This is a genomic window from Marinobacter sp. LM1 (genome assembly GCF_042763285.1).
Taxonomy (GTDB): Bacteria; Pseudomonadota; Gammaproteobacteria; order Pseudomonadales; family Oleiphilaceae; genus Marinobacter; species Marinobacter nauticus.
The window spans coordinates 2,653,853-2,673,263 of record NZ_CP114373.1; the positions used below are offsets into that span (position 1 = coordinate 2,653,853).

At 59.1% G+C, this 19,411-nt stretch carries 17 protein-coding genes; 8 read left to right on the forward strand and 9 right to left on the reverse strand.

Annotated features, from left to right (window positions below; all coding sequences use genetic code 11):
* Positions 1 to 102 precede the first annotated feature (102 nt).
* From OZ656_RS12490 to OZ656_RS12510, 5 genes are all read left to right on the forward strand, one after another.
* Positions 103 to 1,593 carry a leucyl aminopeptidase gene (locus OZ656_RS12490; RefSeq protein WP_041656703.1) on the forward strand — a complete coding sequence of 497 codons (1,491 nt, stop codon included), beginning with the start codon at positions 103 to 105 and terminating at the stop codon, positions 1,591 to 1,593.
* Entirely contained in the window at positions 1,583 to 2,092 is a 510-nt protein-coding gene (locus OZ656_RS12495) for a DNA polymerase III subunit chi (RefSeq protein WP_011784476.1), read from the forward strand. The genes OZ656_RS12490 and OZ656_RS12495 overlap by 11 nt, the downstream gene beginning before the upstream one ends.
* Before the next feature lie 91 nt (positions 2,093 to 2,183).
* Positions 2,184 to 5,036 (forward strand): valine--tRNA ligase, encoded by a 2,853-nt coding sequence (locus OZ656_RS12500; RefSeq protein WP_379944542.1) that lies wholly within the window; start codon positions 2,184 to 2,186, stop codon positions 5,034 to 5,036.
* A gap of 4 nt (positions 5,037 to 5,040) precedes the next feature.
* The gene (locus OZ656_RS12505; protein WP_011784474.1) at positions 5,041 to 5,925 is read left to right on the forward strand and encodes a ketopantoate reductase family protein; all 885 of its coding nucleotides are present in this window, start codon (positions 5,041 to 5,043) and stop codon (positions 5,923 to 5,925) included.
* A 23-nt stretch (positions 5,926 to 5,948) separates the two neighbouring features.
* The gene (locus OZ656_RS12510) at positions 5,949 to 6,506 is read left to right on the forward strand and encodes a cob(I)yrinic acid a,c-diamide adenosyltransferase (protein WP_011784473.1); all 558 of its coding nucleotides are present in this window, start codon (positions 5,949 to 5,951) and stop codon (positions 6,504 to 6,506) included.
* A 30-nt stretch (positions 6,507 to 6,536) separates the two neighbouring features.
* On the opposite strand, the gene OZ656_RS12515 is transcribed toward OZ656_RS12510, so the two are convergent.
* The 4 genes from OZ656_RS12515 to OZ656_RS12530 form a co-directional block, all read right to left on the reverse strand.
* On the reverse strand, positions 6,537 to 8,567 hold the full coding sequence (locus tag OZ656_RS12515; RefSeq protein WP_011784472.1) for a methyl-accepting chemotaxis protein: 2,031 nt from the start codon (positions 8,565 to 8,567) through the stop codon (positions 6,537 to 6,539).
* A 116-nt stretch (positions 8,568 to 8,683) separates the two neighbouring features.
* Positions 8,684 to 9,571 (reverse strand): histidine kinase, encoded by an 888-nt coding sequence (locus OZ656_RS12520; RefSeq protein WP_199451768.1) that lies wholly within the window; start codon positions 9,569 to 9,571, stop codon positions 8,684 to 8,686.
* The gene (ampD, locus tag OZ656_RS12525) at positions 9,571 to 10,182 is read right to left on the reverse strand and encodes a 1,6-anhydro-N-acetylmuramyl-L-alanine amidase AmpD (RefSeq protein ID WP_114435067.1); all 612 of its coding nucleotides are present in this window, start codon (positions 10,180 to 10,182) and stop codon (positions 9,571 to 9,573) included. The genes OZ656_RS12520 and ampD overlap by 1 nt, the downstream gene beginning before the upstream one ends.
* A gap of 105 nt (positions 10,183 to 10,287) precedes the next feature.
* Complete coding sequence (locus tag OZ656_RS12530) at positions 10,288 to 12,588, reverse strand: DUF1631 domain-containing protein (RefSeq protein ID WP_153741334.1); 2,301 nt, start codon at positions 12,586 to 12,588, stop codon at positions 10,288 to 10,290.
* Positions 12,589 to 12,811: 223 nt separating this feature from the next.
* On the opposite strand from OZ656_RS12530, the gene nadC reads away from it, so the two are divergent.
* Positions 12,812 to 13,651: a carboxylating nicotinate-nucleotide diphosphorylase gene (gene nadC / locus OZ656_RS12535; RefSeq protein ID WP_023011365.1), complete on the forward strand. Its 840-nt coding sequence runs from the start codon at positions 12,812 to 12,814 to the stop codon at positions 13,649 to 13,651.
* A gap of 16 nt (positions 13,652 to 13,667) precedes the next feature.
* Here the strand turns inward: nadC and OZ656_RS12540 are convergent, their stop codons facing one another.
* The 5 genes from OZ656_RS12540 to OZ656_RS12560 are packed head-to-tail and all read right to left on the reverse strand — an operon-like array spanning position 13,668 to position 17,457.
* Positions 13,668 to 14,009 carry a YqcC family protein gene (locus OZ656_RS12540; RefSeq protein WP_022991712.1) on the reverse strand — a complete coding sequence of 114 codons (342 nt, stop codon included), beginning with the start codon at positions 14,007 to 14,009 and terminating at the stop codon, positions 13,668 to 13,670.
* A 10-nt stretch (positions 14,010 to 14,019) separates the two neighbouring features.
* Positions 14,020 to 14,817, reverse strand: coding sequence for a ParA family protein (locus OZ656_RS12545; RefSeq protein ID WP_011784466.1), 798 nt, complete (start codon positions 14,815 to 14,817; stop codon positions 14,020 to 14,022).
* Positions 14,818 to 14,860: 43 nt separating this feature from the next.
* A complete protein-coding gene (gene hda / locus OZ656_RS12550) occupies positions 14,861 to 15,559 on the reverse strand; it encodes a DnaA regulatory inactivator Hda (protein ID WP_153741332.1) in 699 nt (232 codons plus the stop codon).
* Positions 15,556 to 16,116, reverse strand: a complete 561-nt coding sequence (locus OZ656_RS12555; protein ID WP_011784464.1) for a CDP-alcohol phosphatidyltransferase family protein — start codon at positions 16,114 to 16,116, stop codon at positions 15,556 to 15,558. The genes hda and OZ656_RS12555 overlap by 4 nt, the downstream gene beginning before the upstream one ends.
* Before the next feature lie 21 nt (positions 16,117 to 16,137).
* Positions 16,138 to 17,457 (reverse strand): DUF2066 domain-containing protein, encoded by a 1,320-nt coding sequence (locus OZ656_RS12560; protein ID WP_379944543.1) that lies wholly within the window; start codon positions 17,455 to 17,457, stop codon positions 16,138 to 16,140.
* Between the two features lie 188 nt (positions 17,458 to 17,645).
* Between OZ656_RS12560 and purM the strand changes: the two genes are divergently transcribed.
* Together purM and purN are read left to right on the forward strand one after the other, a co-directional pair.
* Positions 17,646 to 18,710: a phosphoribosylformylglycinamidine cyclo-ligase gene (gene purM, locus OZ656_RS12565; RefSeq protein WP_379944544.1), complete on the forward strand. Its 1,065-nt coding sequence runs from the start codon at positions 17,646 to 17,648 to the stop codon at positions 18,708 to 18,710.
* Positions 18,707 to 19,369, forward strand: a complete 663-nt coding sequence (purN, locus tag OZ656_RS12570; protein WP_014421897.1) for a phosphoribosylglycinamide formyltransferase — start codon at positions 18,707 to 18,709, stop codon at positions 19,367 to 19,369. Before purM ends, purN begins: the two co-directional genes overlap by 4 nt.
* The last annotated feature ends 42 nt before the right edge of the window (positions 19,370 to 19,411 follow it).

Consider the following 19,411-nt stretch of genomic DNA (forward strand, 5'->3'; position numbering starts at 1 on the left):
GGCACCCGGCTTGATTAATAAAGGCTTTGCCCCAATCCTTATGAGCATTGCCATCAACATTCAATTCAATTGAATAAAGCACAATCTGACAACGGAGTTGCCATGAATTTCAGCCTGAGCAGCAAAGCCATCACAGCCACCAAAGCCGACTGCCTGGTTATCGGCCTGCCTGAGAAAGGCGAGTGGCCAGAATCCACCAAAGCGGCAGACGACGCGCTGGGCGGACTGATCAAGCAACTCGAGAAAGCCGGCGACCTGACCGGCAAGAACGCCTCCGTGAATACCCTGCCCCTGGTGGATCAGCCCTGGCAGCGCGTTGTGGTAATTGGCACCGGCAAAGATGCAGACCGCACAGCCACAGCCTACCGCAAGAGCCTGATTGCCATGACCGGCGCATTGAAAGATGGCCCCTCCAAAAGTGCACTGATCAGCCTGACCGATACTGCGGTTCAGGGCGAAGCTGCGGTCAGCTCTGAAGAAGCCCGGCTAAACCTGATTGGCCGGATTCTGGAAGACCAGCTCTACACCTTCACCGAATTCAAAAGCGATAAGCCTGCCGCCCGCAAACTGAAAAAAGTTGTGGTACAGGCATCCGGCGCCGGCAAGTCCCTGAAAGATGCTTTCAACCTTGGCCTGGCCACCGGCCGCGGCATGAACTACACCAAAGACCTGGGCAACACCCCACCCAACATCTGCCACCCGGTCTGGCTTGCCGAACAGGCCAAGGCCATGGCCAAAGACTACGACTCCATCCAGACCGAAGTTCTGGACGAGAAGCAGATGGAAAAACTGGGCATGAACACCATCCTGGCCGTAGGCAAAGGTTCCAAGCAGCCTCCGCGCCTGATCGTGATGGAATACCGTGGCGGCAAGGCCAAAGACAAACCCTACGTACTGGTGGGGAAAGGCATCACCTTCGATACCGGCGGCATCAGCCTCAAGCCTGGCGAAGGCATGGACGAAATGAAATACGATATGGGCGGTTCTGCCAGCGTATTCGGCACCATGAAAGTCCTGGCTGAAACCAAACCCAAGATCAACGTGGTTGCCGTGATCGCTGCCGCTGAAAACATGCCCGACGGCGGTGCCTCCCGCCCCGGCGATATCGTCAAAACCCTGAGCGGCATGACCGTCGAAATCCTCAACACGGACGCTGAAGGCCGCCTGGTACTGTGCGACGCCCTCACCTACGTGAAGAAATTTGACCCGGCAGCCGTGGTCGACATGGCTACCCTCACCGGCGCCTGCATTATCGCCCTGGGCAATCATGCCACCGGGCTGTTGTCCAACAACGACGAACTGGCCAACGAACTGCTCGCCGCCGGCGAACGCACCGGCGACCGCGCCTGGCGCCTGCCTCTGTGGGACGAATACCAGAGCCAGCTCGACAGCAACTTCGCGGACATGGCCAACATTGGCGGCCGCCCCGCGGGCACCATCACCGCCGCCTGCTTCCTGAGCCGCTTCGCCAAGGACTACCGCTGGGCCCACCTGGACATCGCGGGCACCGCCTGGAACTCCGGCAAAGCCAAGGGCGCCACCGGCCGCCCGGTCCCCCTGCTGGTCGACTACCTGATGACCCATGCAGGGTAACCAGCCAAACCCACCGGAGCCCGGCAGCCCAGCTGCCGGCCCCTCCGGCCAGGACGACAGAAACCAGCGCTACTGGTTCCACATCCTCGCCCAGAACACCCACGCCGCCCGCAACCTCCACGCTGCCAAACTCGTGGACAAAGCTTGGCAGCAGGGCGACCGTGTGTGCGTTCTTTGTGACACCGAAGAACAGGCCTTGGAACTCGACGACCTGTTGTGGAACTTCACCCCCGAAGCCTTCATCCCTCACAGCATCGCCAAAGCAGCAACCACACCTTGCTCCGACCCCGTCGGCATTTTGCTCTACCCGCCAGCCGCGGTGGACTGGGACACCGTCATCGTATTGTCCTCAGCGCTGCCTGAAGACGCTGACCAATACCGCCGCCTGGCACTGGTTGCCCATAATGATCCGGCGGTATTGAACCAGGCGCGGGGGCATTACAAGCAGTTGCGGTCACTGGGCATTGAAGCTCGGGTGCATGATATGCGGAAACGCTAGCCGGGTTCGCCGCGATCAAGACGACCATGTATAATCGTCCGATTCAGAATTTCCCTATGTGAATCAACCAAAACGGTCACTGCATAATCCCATGGAAAAAACCTACCAGCCAGAAAACATCGAGCGCCAGTGGTACGAAAACTGGGAATCCAAAGGCTATTTCCGCCCCAGCGGCGAAGGCGACTCCTACAGCATCGCCATCCCGCCACCCAACGTGACCGGCAGCCTGCACATGGGCCATGCCTTCCAGCACACCATCATGGACACCCTCACCCGCTTCAAGCGCATGCAGGGCCGTAACGCACTGTGGACCGTCGGCACCGATCATGCCGGCATCGCCACCCAGATGGTCGTCGAACGCAAACTGGCTGCAGAAGAAGACAAAACCCGCCACGATCTCGGCCGGGAAGAATTCATCAAGCGCATCTGGGACTGGAAAGAACACTCCGGCGGTACCATCACCCGCCAGATGCGTCGCCTGGGCAACTCCGTGGACTGGAGCAACGAACGCTTCACCATGGACGATGGCTTCTACAAAGCCGTACATGAAGTCTTTATCCGCCTGTACGATGAAGGCCTGGTGTACCGCGGCAAACGGCTGGTGAACTGGGACCCGAAGCTGCACACCGCTATCTCTGATCTGGAAGTCGAAAACAAGGAAGAAAAGGGCTATTTCTGGCACCTGCGCTACCCGCTGGCCGACGGCCAGAAAACCCAGGACGGCAAAGACTACGTCATCGTCGCCACCACCCGCCCGGAAACCATGCTGGGTGACACCGCCGTAGCCGTCCACCCGGACGATGAGCGCTACCAGCATCTGATTGGCCAGCACGTTCTGCTGCCGCTGGTTAACCGCCGCATTCCCATCGTGGCCGACCACCACGCCGATCCGGAAAAAGGTTCCGGCTGCGTGAAGATCACCCCCGCTCACGACTTCAACGATTACGCCGTAGGCAAACGCAACAACCTGCCCATGATCAACGTCATGACGCAGGACGCCAACATTCGTGAAATCGCCGAAGTCTTCAATGCGGACGGCACCGAAAATTCCGAGATTAACAGCGCCCTCCCGGCCGCCTATGCCGGCCTGAGCCGGGAAGCAGCCCGCAAGCAGATTGTTGCCGACATGGAACTGGCAGGCCTGGTCGAGAAAATCGAAGACCACGTGCTGAGCGTACCCCGCGGTGATCGCTCCGGGCTGATCATCGAGCCGATGCTGACGGATCAGTGGTTTGCAGACGCCAAGACCCTGGCCAAGCCGGCTATTGAAGCGGTAGAAGACGGTCGCATCCAGTTCGTACCCAAACAGTACGAGAACATGTACTTCGCCTGGATGCGCGACATTCAGGACTGGTGCATCTCCCGCCAGCTCTGGTGGGGGCACCGGATTCCTGCCTGGTACGACGCTGAAGGCAATATCTATGTGGGCCGGAGCGAGGCTGAGGTTCGCAGCAAACATCAGCTCCCGGACACACTGGAACTCAAGCAGGACGACGATGTACTGGACACCTGGTTCAGCTCCGCCCTGTGGACCTTCGGCACTCTGGGCTGGCCGGAAATCACCGAACGGCTGAAGACCTTCCACCCCACCGACGTGCTGGTGACCGGTTTCGATATCATCTTCTTCTGGGTTGCCCGGATGATCATGATGACCATGCACTTCATGAAAAACGAAGACGGCACCCCACAGGTACCCTTCCATACCGTGTATGTCACCGGTCTGATCCGGGACGAGCACGGCGACAAGATGTCCAAGTCCAAGGGTAACGTGATCGACCCGCTGGATATGATCGACGGCATCAGCCTGCCGGACCTGCTGGAAAAACGCACCGGCAACCTGATGCAGCCCAAGCTGGCCGAGAAAATCGGCAAGCGCACCGAGAAGGAATTTCCGGAAGGCATCGCCGCCCATGGTACTGACGCCCTGCGTTTCACCCTCGCCGCCATGGCGACCACCGGCCGTGACATCAACTGGGATATGAAGCGCCTGGAAGGCTACCGTAACTTTTGCAACAAGCTGTGGAATGCCGCCCGCTATGTGCTGATGAACACGGAAGGCGAAGACTGCGGCGTGAACAATGAGCCGGTGGAACTGTCACTGGCAGACCGCTGGATCATCAGCGAACTGCAGCACTGCGAGCAGGAGGTGATCCGTCACCTGGACCAGTACCGCTTTGACCTGGCCGCCTACGCCCTGTACGAGTTTATCTGGAACGAATACTGCGACTGGTACCTGGAACTGTCCAAACCAGCCCTGAGCGATGACAGCGCCAGTGCCGAGGCCAAACGGGGCACCCGTCGTACCCTGGTACGCGTACTCGAAGCCGTACTCCGCCTGGCGCATCCGATCATGCCGTTCATTACCGAAGAAATCTGGCAACGCATTGCACCGCTGGCCGGCAAGCAGGGCGACAGCATCATGCTGCAGCCCTACCCGCAGCCGGATGCCAGCAAGCAGGATGCCGCCGTGGCCGCCGATATCGAGTGGCTGAAAGGCGTGATTGTAGCGGTGCGTAATATCCGCGGCGAGATGAACATCTCCCCGGGTAAGCAGGTACCGGTACTTCTGAAAGGCGGCAACGCCGACGATCAGCGCCGCCTGAACGACAACCGCCAATTCCTCATTTCCCTGGCCAAACTTGAGAAGCTGGAATGGTTCGAGGGCGACAAAGCTCCCATGAGCGCCACCCAACTGGTAGGCGAAATGGAAGTGCTGGTGCCCATGGCCGGCCTGATCGACAAGGACGCCGAACTCAAGCGCCTGGACAAGGAGCTGGAACGCCTGAACAAGGAAATCGGTCGCCTGGAAGGCAAGCTGAACAACGAGAAGTTCACCGCCAAGGCACCAGCCGAAGTCGTAGAGAAGGAAAAAGAGAAGCTGAAGGATGCCCAGGGCAGCCTGCAGCGGCTCAGTGCGCAACGGGCAGAAATCGAGGCCATGTAAGGCCATGATCGCCATCCTCGGTGCCGGCTCCCTGGGCCGGCTCTGGGCGGCAACGCTACCTGCCGGGCAGGTAGCGTTTGTGCCCCGTCCGGGGCAGGCCCCTGCCCCCGTCTGTTATCGCTTTCAGCCCATTGACGGCGAATCAGGCAGTACCATTATTCCCTGGCTACAACCCGGCCAATCTCCTGATCTACTCCTGGTGACGACCAAAGCCGGCAACACTCTCGAAGCCCTCAAGGCGGCCCTGCCCTCCATTGCCAAACAGACTCCCATTGTGTTGTTCCAAAACGGGCTTGGGAGCCAGCAGCAGGTCACCGAAACATGGCCGGACCGGCCGGTACTGGCCGCATCCACGACCGAAGGCGCAAACCGGCCCGCCCCCGGGCTGACCGTTCACGCTGGCCGCGGCACAACCTGGGTCGGTGCCCTGAACCCGGCGGGGGACCCATCGGTCGAATGGGTTGCCCAACAGCTCGCCAGCAGCGGCCTCATGGTCCACCCTGAACACGACATACTGGCAAGGCTCTGGCAAAAACTGGTGATCAACGCCGGCATAAACGCCTTTACGGCCATTCTGGATTGCCCCAACGGAGAGATCCTGACACAACCGTTTTACCTGCAATGGATTGCCCCCTTGTGCGAGGAGATCAGCCGCCTGCTCCCTGCTGCCGGACAACCGCAACAAGCCCCGGAAGACCTGCGCGAGACTATTGAGGCTGTCGCCCGCAAAACCGCCGCCAACACGTCTTCCATGCGGGCTGATGTAAAGGCAGGCAGAACCACGGAAATCGACTTCATTAACGGTTACCTGGCGCGGCTCGGCCATCAACATGGCATACCGGTACAGGTGAACCAAATGCTCGCCGAACAGGTACAACAACTGAACTGACTTTTACCAGAGGGAGCAAGACCATGGGCAATCGCCTGTCGAAGATCTACACCCGAACCGGAGACGACGGTTCTACCGGCCTGGCCGATGGCAACCGTATCGCCAAAAATGCCCAGCGAGTGGAAGCCATGGGTATGGCAGATGAGCTGAATTGCCATATCGGCGTTTTGATTGAGACGCTTCCCTCTGGTGACCGTCTGATCGATACCTTCCGGCGCATTCAGCATCACCTGTTTGATCTGGGCGGCGAATTTGCCATCCCGGGCAGCAAGGTGATCAGCGACAATCACATTGAGTGGCTGGAGCAGACTCTGGACGAGTACAACACCGACCTGCCGCCGCTAAAAAACTTCATCCTGCCTGGGGGCTGCCCTGCCGCAGCACAATGTCATCTGGCACGGGCGGTCTGTCGCCGGGCCGAGCGCGTGGTGGTGGCCCTTGGCCACGAGGACTCCATCAATACTGCCTCGCGTCACTACCTGAACCGGTTATCCGATCTGCTGTTTGTCATCGCCCGAGTGCTGGCTCGCCGGGATGGCAGCCAGGAGATTCTCTGGGAGCAAAAAAAACCCGGCCTCTGAGGCCGGATTTTTCACAACAACAACCGCAGATTACACCTTGAATGCTTCCACCAGGCGCTGAAGCGACGCGGTAAGCTCCGACATCTGTCTGGACGAAGCCAGAGTCTCTTCGGCGTTGGAGGCAGTGCTCTGGCCAAATTCGCCAATGCGCTCCACGTTGGCATTCACGTTCCTGGCCACGGCCGACTGTTCCTCCGCCGCCTGGGCAATCTGGTGGCTCATATCCACGATTTCGGAAATGCCCGAGGCGATCCGATCCAGCGCTTCGGTCACTTCACCAGACTTCTGTACCGTCTTCTCCGTGGCATCGTGACTTGAGGTCATGGCAGATACCGCCTCTTTTACACCACCCTGAAGCCGGGAAATCATGCCTTCAATTTCCTCAGTGGACTTGTGGGTACGCTGGGACAATGAGCGAACCTCATCCGCCACCACCGCAAAGCCACGCCCCTGTTCTCCCGCCCTCGCTGCCTCGATGGCCGCGTTCAGCGCCAGCAGGTTGGTCTGCTCGGCAATTGCTTTAATCTCAACCAGAACCTGACTGATATTGTCACTGTCCGCACTCACCCGGTTGATGACATCAACGGCGCCTGCAATCTCCGTAGCCAGCCGGTTAATGGTCGCCACCGTATCGGCCACCACTTCCCGACCCTTCTCGGTATCTTTCTCGGCATTCCCCGCACTATCCGCCACCCGGTGCGCACTCTCGGTAACTTCATTGACCGCTTCCACCATCTGGCCCATGGCCTCGTTGATCTGACCGGTCTCTTCCATCTGTCGGGCCACGGCCTGACTGTTAGCCGATGCGGTGTCATTCACCCGGACCGCCTGCTGATCAACATCTGCTGTTGTAGAGCCCACCGACCGGACAAGCTCAGCAATACGATCGGTCATGTTGTTGAACTCAGAGGTGAGCTCCCCCAGTTCGTCCCGGTTGTTCAACCGGATATGGGTGGTCATATCGCCGGCGGCCACATTTCTTGCAGCTTCGCTGAACCGGTTGATGGCAATCCGCACAGACATAAAGAAGCCCACATAGAGGTAGACCACCACCAGCATCACAGCAATCAGCGCCACCAGAATCAGGGTGCGCTGCCCGGTCTGGCGAGCCAGGCGATCCTCAAGATTACCGGCAACCACATCGAAGATACGATCGCTGAGGGTATCGTAATATCCCATCTGCGCCGATACGGTCTCGTCGAATTCCTGCCAGGGCAGCTCCAGGCGCATAGGCGTAATGACATTCAGGTCCAGCTCATCACGCACTGTCATCAGGCTCTCTTCCGTGCGGGTCAACGCACCGCTCGCACTCTCTGCCAGCTGGGGCGACGCCTCCACAGCAACGGAAAGGGCCGGCGAAAGCAGCGAACTGCGGTTGGTCAACTGATCGTAGATTTCATTCAGGGTTTCGCTGAGTGCATAGCCCACCTGACCTTCCACCAGCGCAAAAATACCGTATGAACGGGCGCCGCCAACAACAGTGCGAGACTCAGGCAACGCAGAACGCACCAGCCCTAACAGCAGCAGGTTTTCCCGGGACGCATCCTGCCCCAACCCGCTGATTTCAATGGTCGCCGGCAGCAAGGCCATCACCTTCTGCACAAATTCCTGGTAGTACTTGAACTGGGGGTCAATGTTGCCCTGATAGTTATCGTTGGCTTTGAGCGTCTCCCATTCTTCCCTTACAGCCAGAATCTGCTCCTGCCAGGAGCCGGAGGTGTCAAAAGAACGCTGTGGTTCGGCGAGATCTGCCAACAGGGCGTCCATACGACTGGCCGCTTCGTTGGCTTTTTCGAGCAGGGGTTGTTCGTCTTTCAGAATGCCAGGGGCCTGATAGTCACGGTAATCCATCGACGCCACCAGCAGGCGTTCCACCTTCTGGAGTTCTGCAAGACCTTCAATGCCGCGGGTCATGGTCTGAACCGACTGGTTGAGCCCGGAAATCACCAACCAGCAAAGCACGATGATAGGGCCAAGAAAGAGAATGCTGATGAGGCTGAATTTGTAAACCATGGGCAGCCGATTCATCAGTGCTACAGCCGGATTGATTATATAGTTCACAGAGCCCTCGCTGCTTCTAACAACTGAATCTTTATTCTTTTGTTTGATTATCGCCCGTTGCCGGAAAAACTTAATCACTATTTAGTGTTATTCTGTAATCCGTTTTTGCTTTCCGGCTAGGCCATGCCTGCGATCACCAGCAATGCAAACGCACATATCCACACCAGCATGCTCCGGTTGAGGAGGTCCCTTATGGCGCTGAGGCTCCGTCCGCCAAAATCGGGCCACTCTTCCGGGTGCAACTCCGAAAAGCGCGCAGGATCAAGTGCATAACCAGTTAACGACCCGTTGGCGGAAATCATGAGCACATCCGCGGTCTTTTTCCCGAATCCCGGGAATACCTTGCGTATTTCCCGGGACCAGCCGGCCAGGTCACCGGCGAGTCCGAATGTGCATGACAGCAAGCGGGAAGGAATCCAGCCGATAAGCCGGGCCGCCCGCTGATAGCGTTCCCGCGCGGCCGCCTGCGGCCATTGGCCCGCCAGAGCTACAAGCCCGCGAGCCAGAAAAGCCAGCGCTATGCCGCCGACGGCGTACCAGAAAACCACCAGGAAGAAACGCTCGAAAACCGAGACCATCAGCGCCCGCGACACCGACAGGTGCATGGCTTCTGGCGATAGCGCCGCTCCTCTTTCGGAGGCGGGCAGGCGCTCTTGAACATGGTGCCAGGCAGCCTGCATATCTCCGCGCCGCCAGGCATCGGAATAGGCTCGCAGCACCTTGCGCCAGCCCGGCGCTCCCATCAGTACCACCATCAGCACCAGTTCAAGCGGATACAGGGCATAGCGGTAGCCCGCCTCACTGGACAGCGCCCACGCGCCAGCGAGCGCCAGAGAAGGTAACACAACCAGCAGCGCCCCTCTCCAGACTGACCGCTCCTGACCCGCTTCTACCCGGCCCCAACGATGAAACCAGCGACGCCAGATCTCATCGCTGGCCAGGTGGTCGGCGCGGTCCAGCCTGCGGCGAATCACGTACGCAATCAGAAAAACAACCAACGACATCAGGCCATCTCCTCGTTCGACAGCAGTGCCCGGAAGCGAGACCACTCAAACGCGGGCCCTGGATCGGTTTTTCGGCCCGGAGCAATATCACTGTGGCCGGCAATGCGACCCGGCGTGATTTCCGGCCAGGCTGTCATTGCCAGGAGCGCCAGACGCGCCAGCGCACGGTACTGATCATCGGTATAGGGAACGTCATCCGCACCTTCGAGCTCGATACCAATGGAGTAGTCGTTGCACTCCTCCTTACCCTGAAAACTGGAACGGCCAGCATGCCATGCCCTGTCCAGACAGCTGACAAACTGAATAACGGAACCATCCCGGCGAATCAACGCGTGTGCAGACACCTTCAGCTCTGCGATCGTTTCAAAATAGGGGTGGACAGCAGTATCCAGACAGTTACAGAAAAAATTCTCGATGTGCGGGCCGCCAAACTGTTCCGGCGGCAGGCTGATGTTGTGAACCACCAGCAGTGAGATAGAGGAACCGTCCGGGCGGGGACCAAAATTGGGCGACGGACACCAGCGCACGCCGGGGAACCGGCCACTGGAACGCAAAAGTGCTGCCGCATCTTTCAGGGAGTGTGGGTGATGATCGTTCTGGATACTAGACAACGTGTTTCCATCGGCGCAGGGGACTCATGCAGATGATTGAATCACAAAGCGCCCATGGATGCCACGACGTCGCCGGTGCCCTGCGCGGGCACTCAGTACCGGAGATCAGTCTTTGCGGTTATGACGCAGGTTGTCGATGATGGACTCCAGCGCCCGATCAAAGATCAGGCCGTCATCCAGCATGGTGATCGCCTGCTCCTGCAGAGCAATCGCCAGGTCATCCCGATGATATTCCGCCACCTTCGCACCACTGCGGTTAACAAAGATGTACTTGCCGGTGGCCTTGATGAAGGCCGCCAGCTTGCAACGGACCCTGGTCTCGTCTCTGGCCATCTCAACCCAGGATCCAACTCTCAGGCCGTCCGCCTTCGCCAGCCATTCCGCCGACGCTACTGGTGATTGGATCTCCGCGAATTCCTCGGCGACGGCTGCCGTCTCAACGCCGGCTGAGATCTCAGCAGGCTTGACTGACGCAGGTTCAGTCACCTCGTCAATCACCTCCGGCGCAGGTTCCGATTGCTCGGGAGTTTCCGCCGGCTCTGCCGGAGCTTCAGGTACCTCAAAATTCTCAATCGTGGGTGCCTTGTCTTCAACAACCGGCGCGGTCACCAGTTTCTGGAAAACATCGACATGGGCAAGCTCCAGGTCCCGGATGGCCGCATCGGTTGCAAACGGATCCCAGGAGATCTCCTGAAGCGCCTTGCGGAGCTCTTCCACCACCTCTGGAATCATTCGCAACAGTTCCGCCCGGGTATCAGAAGACACCGGTCGCGGGTCAACACTCCACACCAGCCGCTCGCTGATGGCCTTTGCCTGCAGCCAACGCTCGCTTTCTTCACCCTCGCGCAACACCACCCACTGCAGGTAGCGGGTCCAGGGCTCGTTCAGCACCTGTAAAACCGGATCGGGAATGTCCCGGCCTGCCGTGTGCTCACGGATAACATCGGTAGCAGCCTGACTGGCACGTTCCTGCCTGGCGCGTCCTTCTTCGGCATCCCGAAGGCGCTGCTCAACCAGCTCGCGACGCCGGCGATCCAGATCCATGAAGTGACCAAAGTCCTTCAGCAATTCCTCGAACAGCCCTACCTGATCGGTGTATTCGGTGAGCACCCGACCCACCACTTCCTCAATTTTTTCCCGAAGCGGATCACGCATTCCGGCACGTTTCTCGCTCCAGCCAATGGCGGCAAGGGCAAGTTCGTTGAGGAGCTTGCGAACCGGATGGCCACCACGATTGAAAAAGTTCTTGTCGCTGAGTGCGACCTTGAGCACCGGAATCTGTAGCCGCCCGATCAGCGCCTTCATAACCGGATGCAACTGCCGATCTTCGAGAATGAAATCAAACAGCATTGAGACCAGGTTGATCACATCACTGTCGACCTGCCCTACTGAGAATCGCTTCCCTTCCGGACCCTGCAACAGCGGCTGTAACTGCTGGCGCAAAGGCACCACATTGTCGCCTTCACCCTGCGGCGCTGCGCCCTGCAGTTCGTTCAGGCGCGCCATCAGACGATCGGTATCCAGAACAGCGCCGGTTTGTGCCATACCGGCACTACTGGTCTCTCCCTGGTGCAACAGCGCACTCAGCTCACTGAAAGTAGGCGACGGTCCATGGCCATTGGCAGTACCTTCGGCAGCCGGGGCTTCCTGGGCGGGCGCTGGCGAACCGCCTGCCTTTGGCGCACTGCGACCCGGCGCTACCTGAGCACCACCCACCGGAGCCCGCTTCATGTCAGGCAGCACGCCGGCGGCGATCAGGGTTTTGTTGCATTCCTGGTAGAAATCACTGAGCTTGTCCACCAGCAGGCGCTCAAACAGCTTCAAAACCACAAGCTTGGCACGGATATCAATATCCAGATCGGTGCAAGCATCCGAAATAGCGCCACAAATGACTTCCGGGCTGAGAGGCATTTGATCGTCAGAGAGATCCAACTGTGGAACAAGATGGCGAATCCGGGCCGCCAACATCCTTACCGGCTCCTGGTATCGATTCCGCAGGCGATTGGTCAGGTTATCTATCGCTACCTGCTGTTCAAGATCAGAGTGATCCACCAGGCTGAGGGAGTCCTGGTCCACTTCTTCCAGTGAACCACCGGAGCGGGCAGGTTTGAACTTACCCAGCTCGTTGAAGGCCTGGCTGACGTATTGCAGGACTGACACTGTCATTGCCTTCCGGCGCAGTCGCAGCTCCCGCATGGCGTCGAAGTAAGCAGTCTGGTCCTGGTTGGAGCCGGCCCGGTCTGCGAGGGCAAACAAACTGTCGTCAGCCTGTTCGAAAAAACTGGCAAGTACCGCCTTGAGTGACTGACCCGATGTGTCACGCAGTCGCACCAGCTCTACCGGTAACGAGAACCGGCTCACCGGCTTCTGACCGGCCAAGCGGACTACCTTGTTATCGTGCGCCATGTGGATGCTCCGGAATCGAACAGCTGATGGTACTTAAACCTTTATAGGATTACATCATACGGGCGAGTGTCGTCACCTTGTGTCAGAATTTGTCACCTTTTGTGTCAGCAGGAACTGCATCACACTTCAGACCCCTCACACCTCCATTTGGCGAATCGATAGCGCTGGCAGTAGAATTGCCCTCCACACTTTTCCAAGCCACCATCAACCTCCGGACGTCCCAATGATTTCTGCCGAACTGCTGCGCCAGGCCCGTATCGAATCCGTTGCCCAGAGTCTGCGGGAAGATATTGGCGATGGCGACATCACTGCCCAGCTGATTCCTGCCGAAAAACTGGCAACCGCAAGGGTAATCACCCGGGAAGACGCCCGCCTGGCTGGAAGCGCCTGGGTGGAGGAGGTTTTTCGCCAGGTGGATCCCTCAGTGACACTTCAGTGGCAGTTTCACGATGGCGACGACGTACCCGCCAACGCCGTGATTTTCCGCATGCAAGGCCCGGCCCGCTCGCTTCTGACCGCTGAACGAGCTGCTCTTAACTGGTTGCAGACCCTGTCTGGCGTGGCAACGGCCTGTGCCCATTACGCTCGCCGGGTGTCCCATACCAACGTCCGCCTTCTGGACACCAGGAAAACCCTGCCAGGGCTGCGACTGGCCCAGAAATACGCGGTGACTTGCGGTGACTGCGACAATCACCGGCTGGGGCTCTGGGACGCCTTCCTGATCAAGGAAAACCACATTGCCGCCTGCGGCTCCATTGCCAATGCGGTCGCCGAAGCGCACCGCATTGCACCAGGCAAACCCGTGGAAGTGGAAACCGAATCGCTCGCCGAACTGGACCAGGCTCTTGAGGCCGGGGCCGACATCATCATGCTGGACGAGTTCTCGCTTGCCGACATGGCTGAAGCGGTAAAGCGGAATGCCGGAAAAGCCCGCCTTGAAGCTTCCGGTGGCATCAACGCGCACACGCTGGTGCCCGTTGCCGAAACCGGCGTGGATTACATCTCTATTGGCGCACTGACCAAAGACGTACGAGCCATCGATTTGTCCATGCGCCTGGAGTAATCCAGTCCCGGAATAATCAGCGGCCGCCAGAGGACAACAGCCGATCCATCTCCTCAAGCGCTGAGATCAGTTCACGGCCGGACTGCTCACGCCCACGGAAATGCTCTTCTGCCATGGGCGCAATACCAGATACCTCTGGCAGCGCGTGACCGGCTTCCACCAGCGCCTTCATTTTTTCAAGAAACACGAACTGCAGCCACTGGGTGAAGTCCATGGTATCCAGGCAGAACGGCTGGGTACTCTGGAACGCCTCCGGTGGCAGGCTTTCTGTCTGCCAGACACCCAGTTGCCGAAGTTCAATTTCAATCTGCAGCAAACCGTCGGTCACCTGATCCAGGTGGCGTGCTTTTTCACTCATGGGATTCCTCTCAGTCTGCCAATGGCTCCAGCTCAACAGACTCCCCATGCAGCACACGGTATAGGTCCTCATACTGGCGTGTGAGCGTGTGTTTCGGAGCCATGTGAATCAGCGGTTGGCGACTCTGGTGTGATTCTTTCATCTTGACGGAACTGGACAGGCGTACCGGCAGCACCGGCAACCCCTCCTCCGTCAGCTCCCGGACCAACTGCCTGGGCAGGCTCGCCCTTGGCTGGAACTGGTTTGCAATGATGCCCTCAACAACCAGCTCCTCATTATGATCCTCCTGCAATTCGCGGATTTCATGGAGGATGTTGTAGAGCGCCTGGCGGGAGAAATCATCGCAGTCGAACGGGATCAGGCAGCGCTGGGCAGCAATCAGGGCAGAACGAGTGTAGAAATTCAGGGCCGGGGCGGTATCGATATAGATCTCATCGAAACTGTCGCTGAGTTTTTTCAGGAACTCCCTGAGCTTGTAGATCTTGTGCTTGGCTTCGAGTTTGCGTTCCAGAAAATCCAGCTCAGGGCTGGATGGCAACACGTACAGGTTGTCGAATGACGAGGCGTGTACAAACTCGTCAGGTCGACGATTGAAGACACTGAAGGCGACCGTCTGCTCCAGCAGATCGGCAACGGTATCTTTCAGTTCAGCCGCCGGCTTGCCCAGCAGGTAGTGGGTGGAGTTGCCCTGCGGGTCCAGATCCACCACCAGGGTACGCTTTCCTCTTGCGGCGCTGATGGCCGCCAGATTACAAGTGATACTGGACTTGCCAACGCCACCTTTCTGATTGAATACAACCCGTCTCATGTCGTCTCTCCAATGGCCTTTATCGTTATTAATCCCTTTACCGCTACCATCCCATCACAGCTTTAACAAACGGAATGGTTAAACGTCGCTGGGCCTGCAGCGAATTCTCATCCAATGTATCCAGCAGCCCCAGCAGATCACCCAGCTTTCTAGGGGCCCTGCGCATGATGAAGCCGGCAACATCCTCACTCATCACCAGCCCGCGCTGCTCTGCCCGGGCCATCAGGATTCGCTGCCGGTCCTCATCCCGGTACACGCCCAACTGAATGAGCAAGCCATGCGCCAGGCGAGATCCCAGGTCTGCCAGCCCGAACGGCAGCGAAGCAGGCACCTCGGATAGACTGACCACCAGCAGGCCATTGCGGTCCAACACCCGGTTGTACAGGTGGAAAACCGCCTCCTCCCAGCCGGGATCCCCCGCGGCATGTTCCAGATCGTCAAGACAGATCACATCATGACTGTCCAGGCCCGCCAGGGCATCCGGGCCAAACGGCAACAACTCGACGATGCTGATGCAGACGGCAGTTTTCCCCATTTGCTCGGACTCATGGCAAATCGCCTGCAACAAGTGGCTTTTACCGGTATCGGAATCGCCACAGATCACGACCACCGGAAGCCCCGACGGCTCCCGGCACACCAGCTTAAGCCGCTGGGCGGCCGAACGGTTACGGTCGCCGTGAAAGTTGTCGAAGCGGGCATCGTCCCGGAGCTTGACCCCCAATACCATTTGTGAGGCTTTCATGACCGCTTCGCCCTCCAGGCCCGCAAACTCCACACTGCCACATAGTGCCCCCCGCTCACCAGCGCGCTGACGGCAACCAGCCAGATCCCGGTGTCGATGACCCAGGGCTGCATGGGCAAACCCGCCAGCAGGATGATAATGGCGAGCGCCACGAGTATCTGCACAAACGTGTTGATCTTGCCCGGAATACTGGGTTCCATATCGAAGCGGCCGATGCCGTAATGAAAAGCCAGGCCGCCGCAGACAATGACAAGATCCCGACCCAGCACCAGGGCAAACAGCCACAGCGGAAGTACACCGGTAATGGTGAGCATGAGGTAGGCCGAAATCAACAGCGCCTTGTCCGCGAGAGGGTCGGCCACAGCGCCAAGCCGGGAGCGCCAGTTGAAATGACGGGCCAGAAACCCGTCAAAGGCATCGGTCAGTGCGGCAACGAAGAATATCACCAGAGACAGCCGGTAGTTACCTTCCAGCAGCGCGCCGGCGAACGGCACGATCAGCACCATTCGCAGGAATGTCAGTGCATTCGGGATCCAGCGCCACTGCTTAGAACTCACCGGGCTGCCTCCATCAAGCCATCAGCTTCGGTCGCCGCCAGTGGCGCCGGGAGCGGGTTGCCAGCGGTAATAAAGTACCTGGTACAAAGACTCAAAAGCCTGTTCGGCATCCTGCTCATCGCCCGGAGCCAGGGGCTGATAGCTGAACCCAGCCGTCGAAGCACTATCCTGCGCATCCGTTCCGGCCGGTGCTTCGGTTTCATTGCGGGAACCGGGCTCGCCTGTTTGCGCCTCACCATCCCCGTCCGAGCCAGCAGTCTGGCTGTTCTTGCTGGCCGTTATCGGCTCTGCAGGCTGCTCCGCCGGCACAAATCGTGCGTCCAGCGCGATATGCTCCTTCAACTGGTCAAGTTCTCCGGAGAATGCCACCTCCACGGTCAGCCGGTTGCCACGAACCCGTGACGCACCAACAGACACTACCGGAGTCATGTCCTGCAGTGCCCGGGTCACCTGGCCGTAATCCGCCAGCGTCGTTACACCCTCAAGCACCATATCAACTTTCGGAGCCTCACCCGCCTCGCCGGCTGTGACCGCATATCGGCTGGCGTATTGCTCAGTCCAGCGATCGATCAAAGCTTGCGCCAACTGTTCCGGCGTATCGGCATTGACCGACTGCTCGCCCGCATCGAGCCCCATGCCTTCAACCACCCAGCCTGCGCGCCATTGGCCGCCGGAACGACTGATACGCACCAGAGCCAGGGCGTCGTGGGACAGATCGTCTGAAGCTTGCTGGATGCGGCCGACAAACTGGCCCCACAAATCCGACAGCAAAGCCCGGTCACCGGCATAGGTCTCCGGCGGGAAGGCGATGGGTAGACCGCGATCGGCCGCTGCTGATAAGAGATGTTGCGCCCAGAGCCCCTCATTACTTCCCGGCGCTGAATCCGCTGCACGGGTCAGTAATTGCCGGTCTCCCCGGTCTTCCACGGCAATCCAGGCCAGCGTCAGGGGGCGGTTGGCGCCCCATACCGGCGCCTGCACAGACGCCAGCGCGCGGTTAACCCCCACGGCCCCGAAACTCATCTGCAAACGCGACTGCCCCGCGGTACGGTTCACCTGATAAGACAGCAACATGGACTCGGCGTCTGCCAGTACCTCGTCTATCCCTTCGAGTTCCAGCACCTCACGGGTCCCGGACACCCTCACCATTACCTGACGCAGCCCTTCAGCGTATCCGGCCTTCAAGGCATCCGCCGAGGTGCCTGCAACCGGAACATCGGCCGTGTAAAGTCCCGACACGCTGACCGCCGATGCCGGGCCGGCCGAGAGTACCCAACAGACTGCCGCCAACAGAAACGCAGCAACTCGCCCGTTCCTGGCTGTTTTCACTGATTCGGTCATGAAACACCTTGCCATTCCCATGGTTGGCGCACAGGATACACCATCACCAGAGCCGAGAGTAGCAAGCACAGGTTGCAGTCAGGCAATCTGAAACCTGCAATATTGCCTGTGCTCCCAATTCCATTTGGAGCCCCCGTGCGCACCTGTTAAAATCCGCGCCTTGACTCACAGGCCTACGGTTATTTTCCATGAGCGAACAGAAGCCCTCCCTGACCTACCGCGATGCCGGCGTGGACATCGACGCAGGTAACGATCTTGTCAACCGAATCAAGAGCACCGCTGCCCGCACACGTCGCCCCGAAGTGCTCGGCGGCCTCGGCGGCTTTGGCGCCATGGTATCGATTCCTGCAGGCTACAAAGAGCCCGTGCTGGTCTCTGGCACAGACGGCGTAGGCACCAAGCTTCGACTCGCCATGCAACTGCAGAAGCATGACAGCATCGGTATCGACCTGGTGGCCATGTGCGTGAATGATCTGGTGGTCGGTGGTGCCGAGCCTCTGTTCTTTCTGGACTACTACGCAACCGGCAAACTCAATGTTGACGTTGCCGCCCAGGTAGTTGAAGGCATTGGCCAGGGCTGTGAGCAGGCCGGGTGTGCCCTGGTGGGTGGCGAGACTGCCGAGATGCCGGGCATGTATGAAGGCGACGATTACGATCTGGCCGGCTTCTGTGTAGGCATTGTGGAGCGTGACCAGATCATTGACGGTAGCCGCGCGCAGCCGGGTGACGCACTGCTGGCCTTGGGTTCCTCTGGCCCCCATTCCAACGGTTACTCGCTGATTCGCAAGATTATCGAAGTCAGTGGCGCAGACCTGAGCCAGCCAATGGGCGACACCACACTGGCCGACGCCCTGATGGCGCCCACACGCATCTATGTGAAGAATCTGCTTAAACTGATTCGCGAAGTCGATGTTCGGGCCCTGTCCCACATTACCGGCGGCGGCCTGCCCGAGAACATCCCCCGGGTACTGCCCAAGGGCACCATAGCCGCACTCGACACCCAGAGCTGGGAGCTGCCACCGGTATTCCAGTGGCTACAGAATGCCGGCGGCGTGGCCGAAGAGGAAATGTATCGCACCTTTAACTGTGGTATCGGTATGGTCATCTGTGTACCGGAAGACCAGAAGGCATTGGCCATGGACACCCTGAATGCCATGGGTGAAAAGGTGTGGCAGATCGGCGTAATGGAAGCGGCCGAGTCCAGCGATGCTGAGCCCGTTGTTCGCTACGCACCGGGGCTTTTGACGGCATGAAGGCAGATCCGGCCCCCGTTCCGAAGATCCTGGTGCTCGCCTCAGGCAGCGGCACCAACCTCCAGGCTTTGATCGACGCCACCCGGGAACGCGACTTTCCGGGTGAAATCATTGCCGTTGGCTGCAACAAACCGGGCGCGTTTGCCCTGGAGCGCGCCGCCCAGGCCAATCTCACCACCTTTGTGGTTGACCATACAAAATATGGCTCCCGAGAAGAATTCGACGCCGCCCTGCTGGCCGAAATTCTTCGCCACAATCCAGATCTGGTGGTGCTGGCTGGCTTCATGCGGATTCTGACCAGCGACTTTGTCCGCGCATTCCGTGGCCGGATGCTTAATATTCACCCTTCCCTGTTGCCGGCCTACACCGGTCTGAACACCCACCAAAGGGTCCTGGAAGCCGGTGACCGCACCCACGGTGTGTCCATTCACTTTGTTACCGAGGAACTGGACGGCGGGCCGGTCATCGCCCAGGCGGAAGTTGCCGTGGCAGAGGATGACACTCCGGAGTCCCTGGCGGAAAAAGTTCAGCAACAGGAGCACGTGCTCTACCCCATCGTCGTGCGCTGGTTCTGCGAGGGTCGCATACAGCTGGGCGCTGAGGGCGTTCTGTTTGACGGCGCGCCCATCGAGCGTCCCATGCGACTGCCGGCGAACTGAACAGATTGTCATCACAAGGCCTCGCCGAACCAACTACACTGT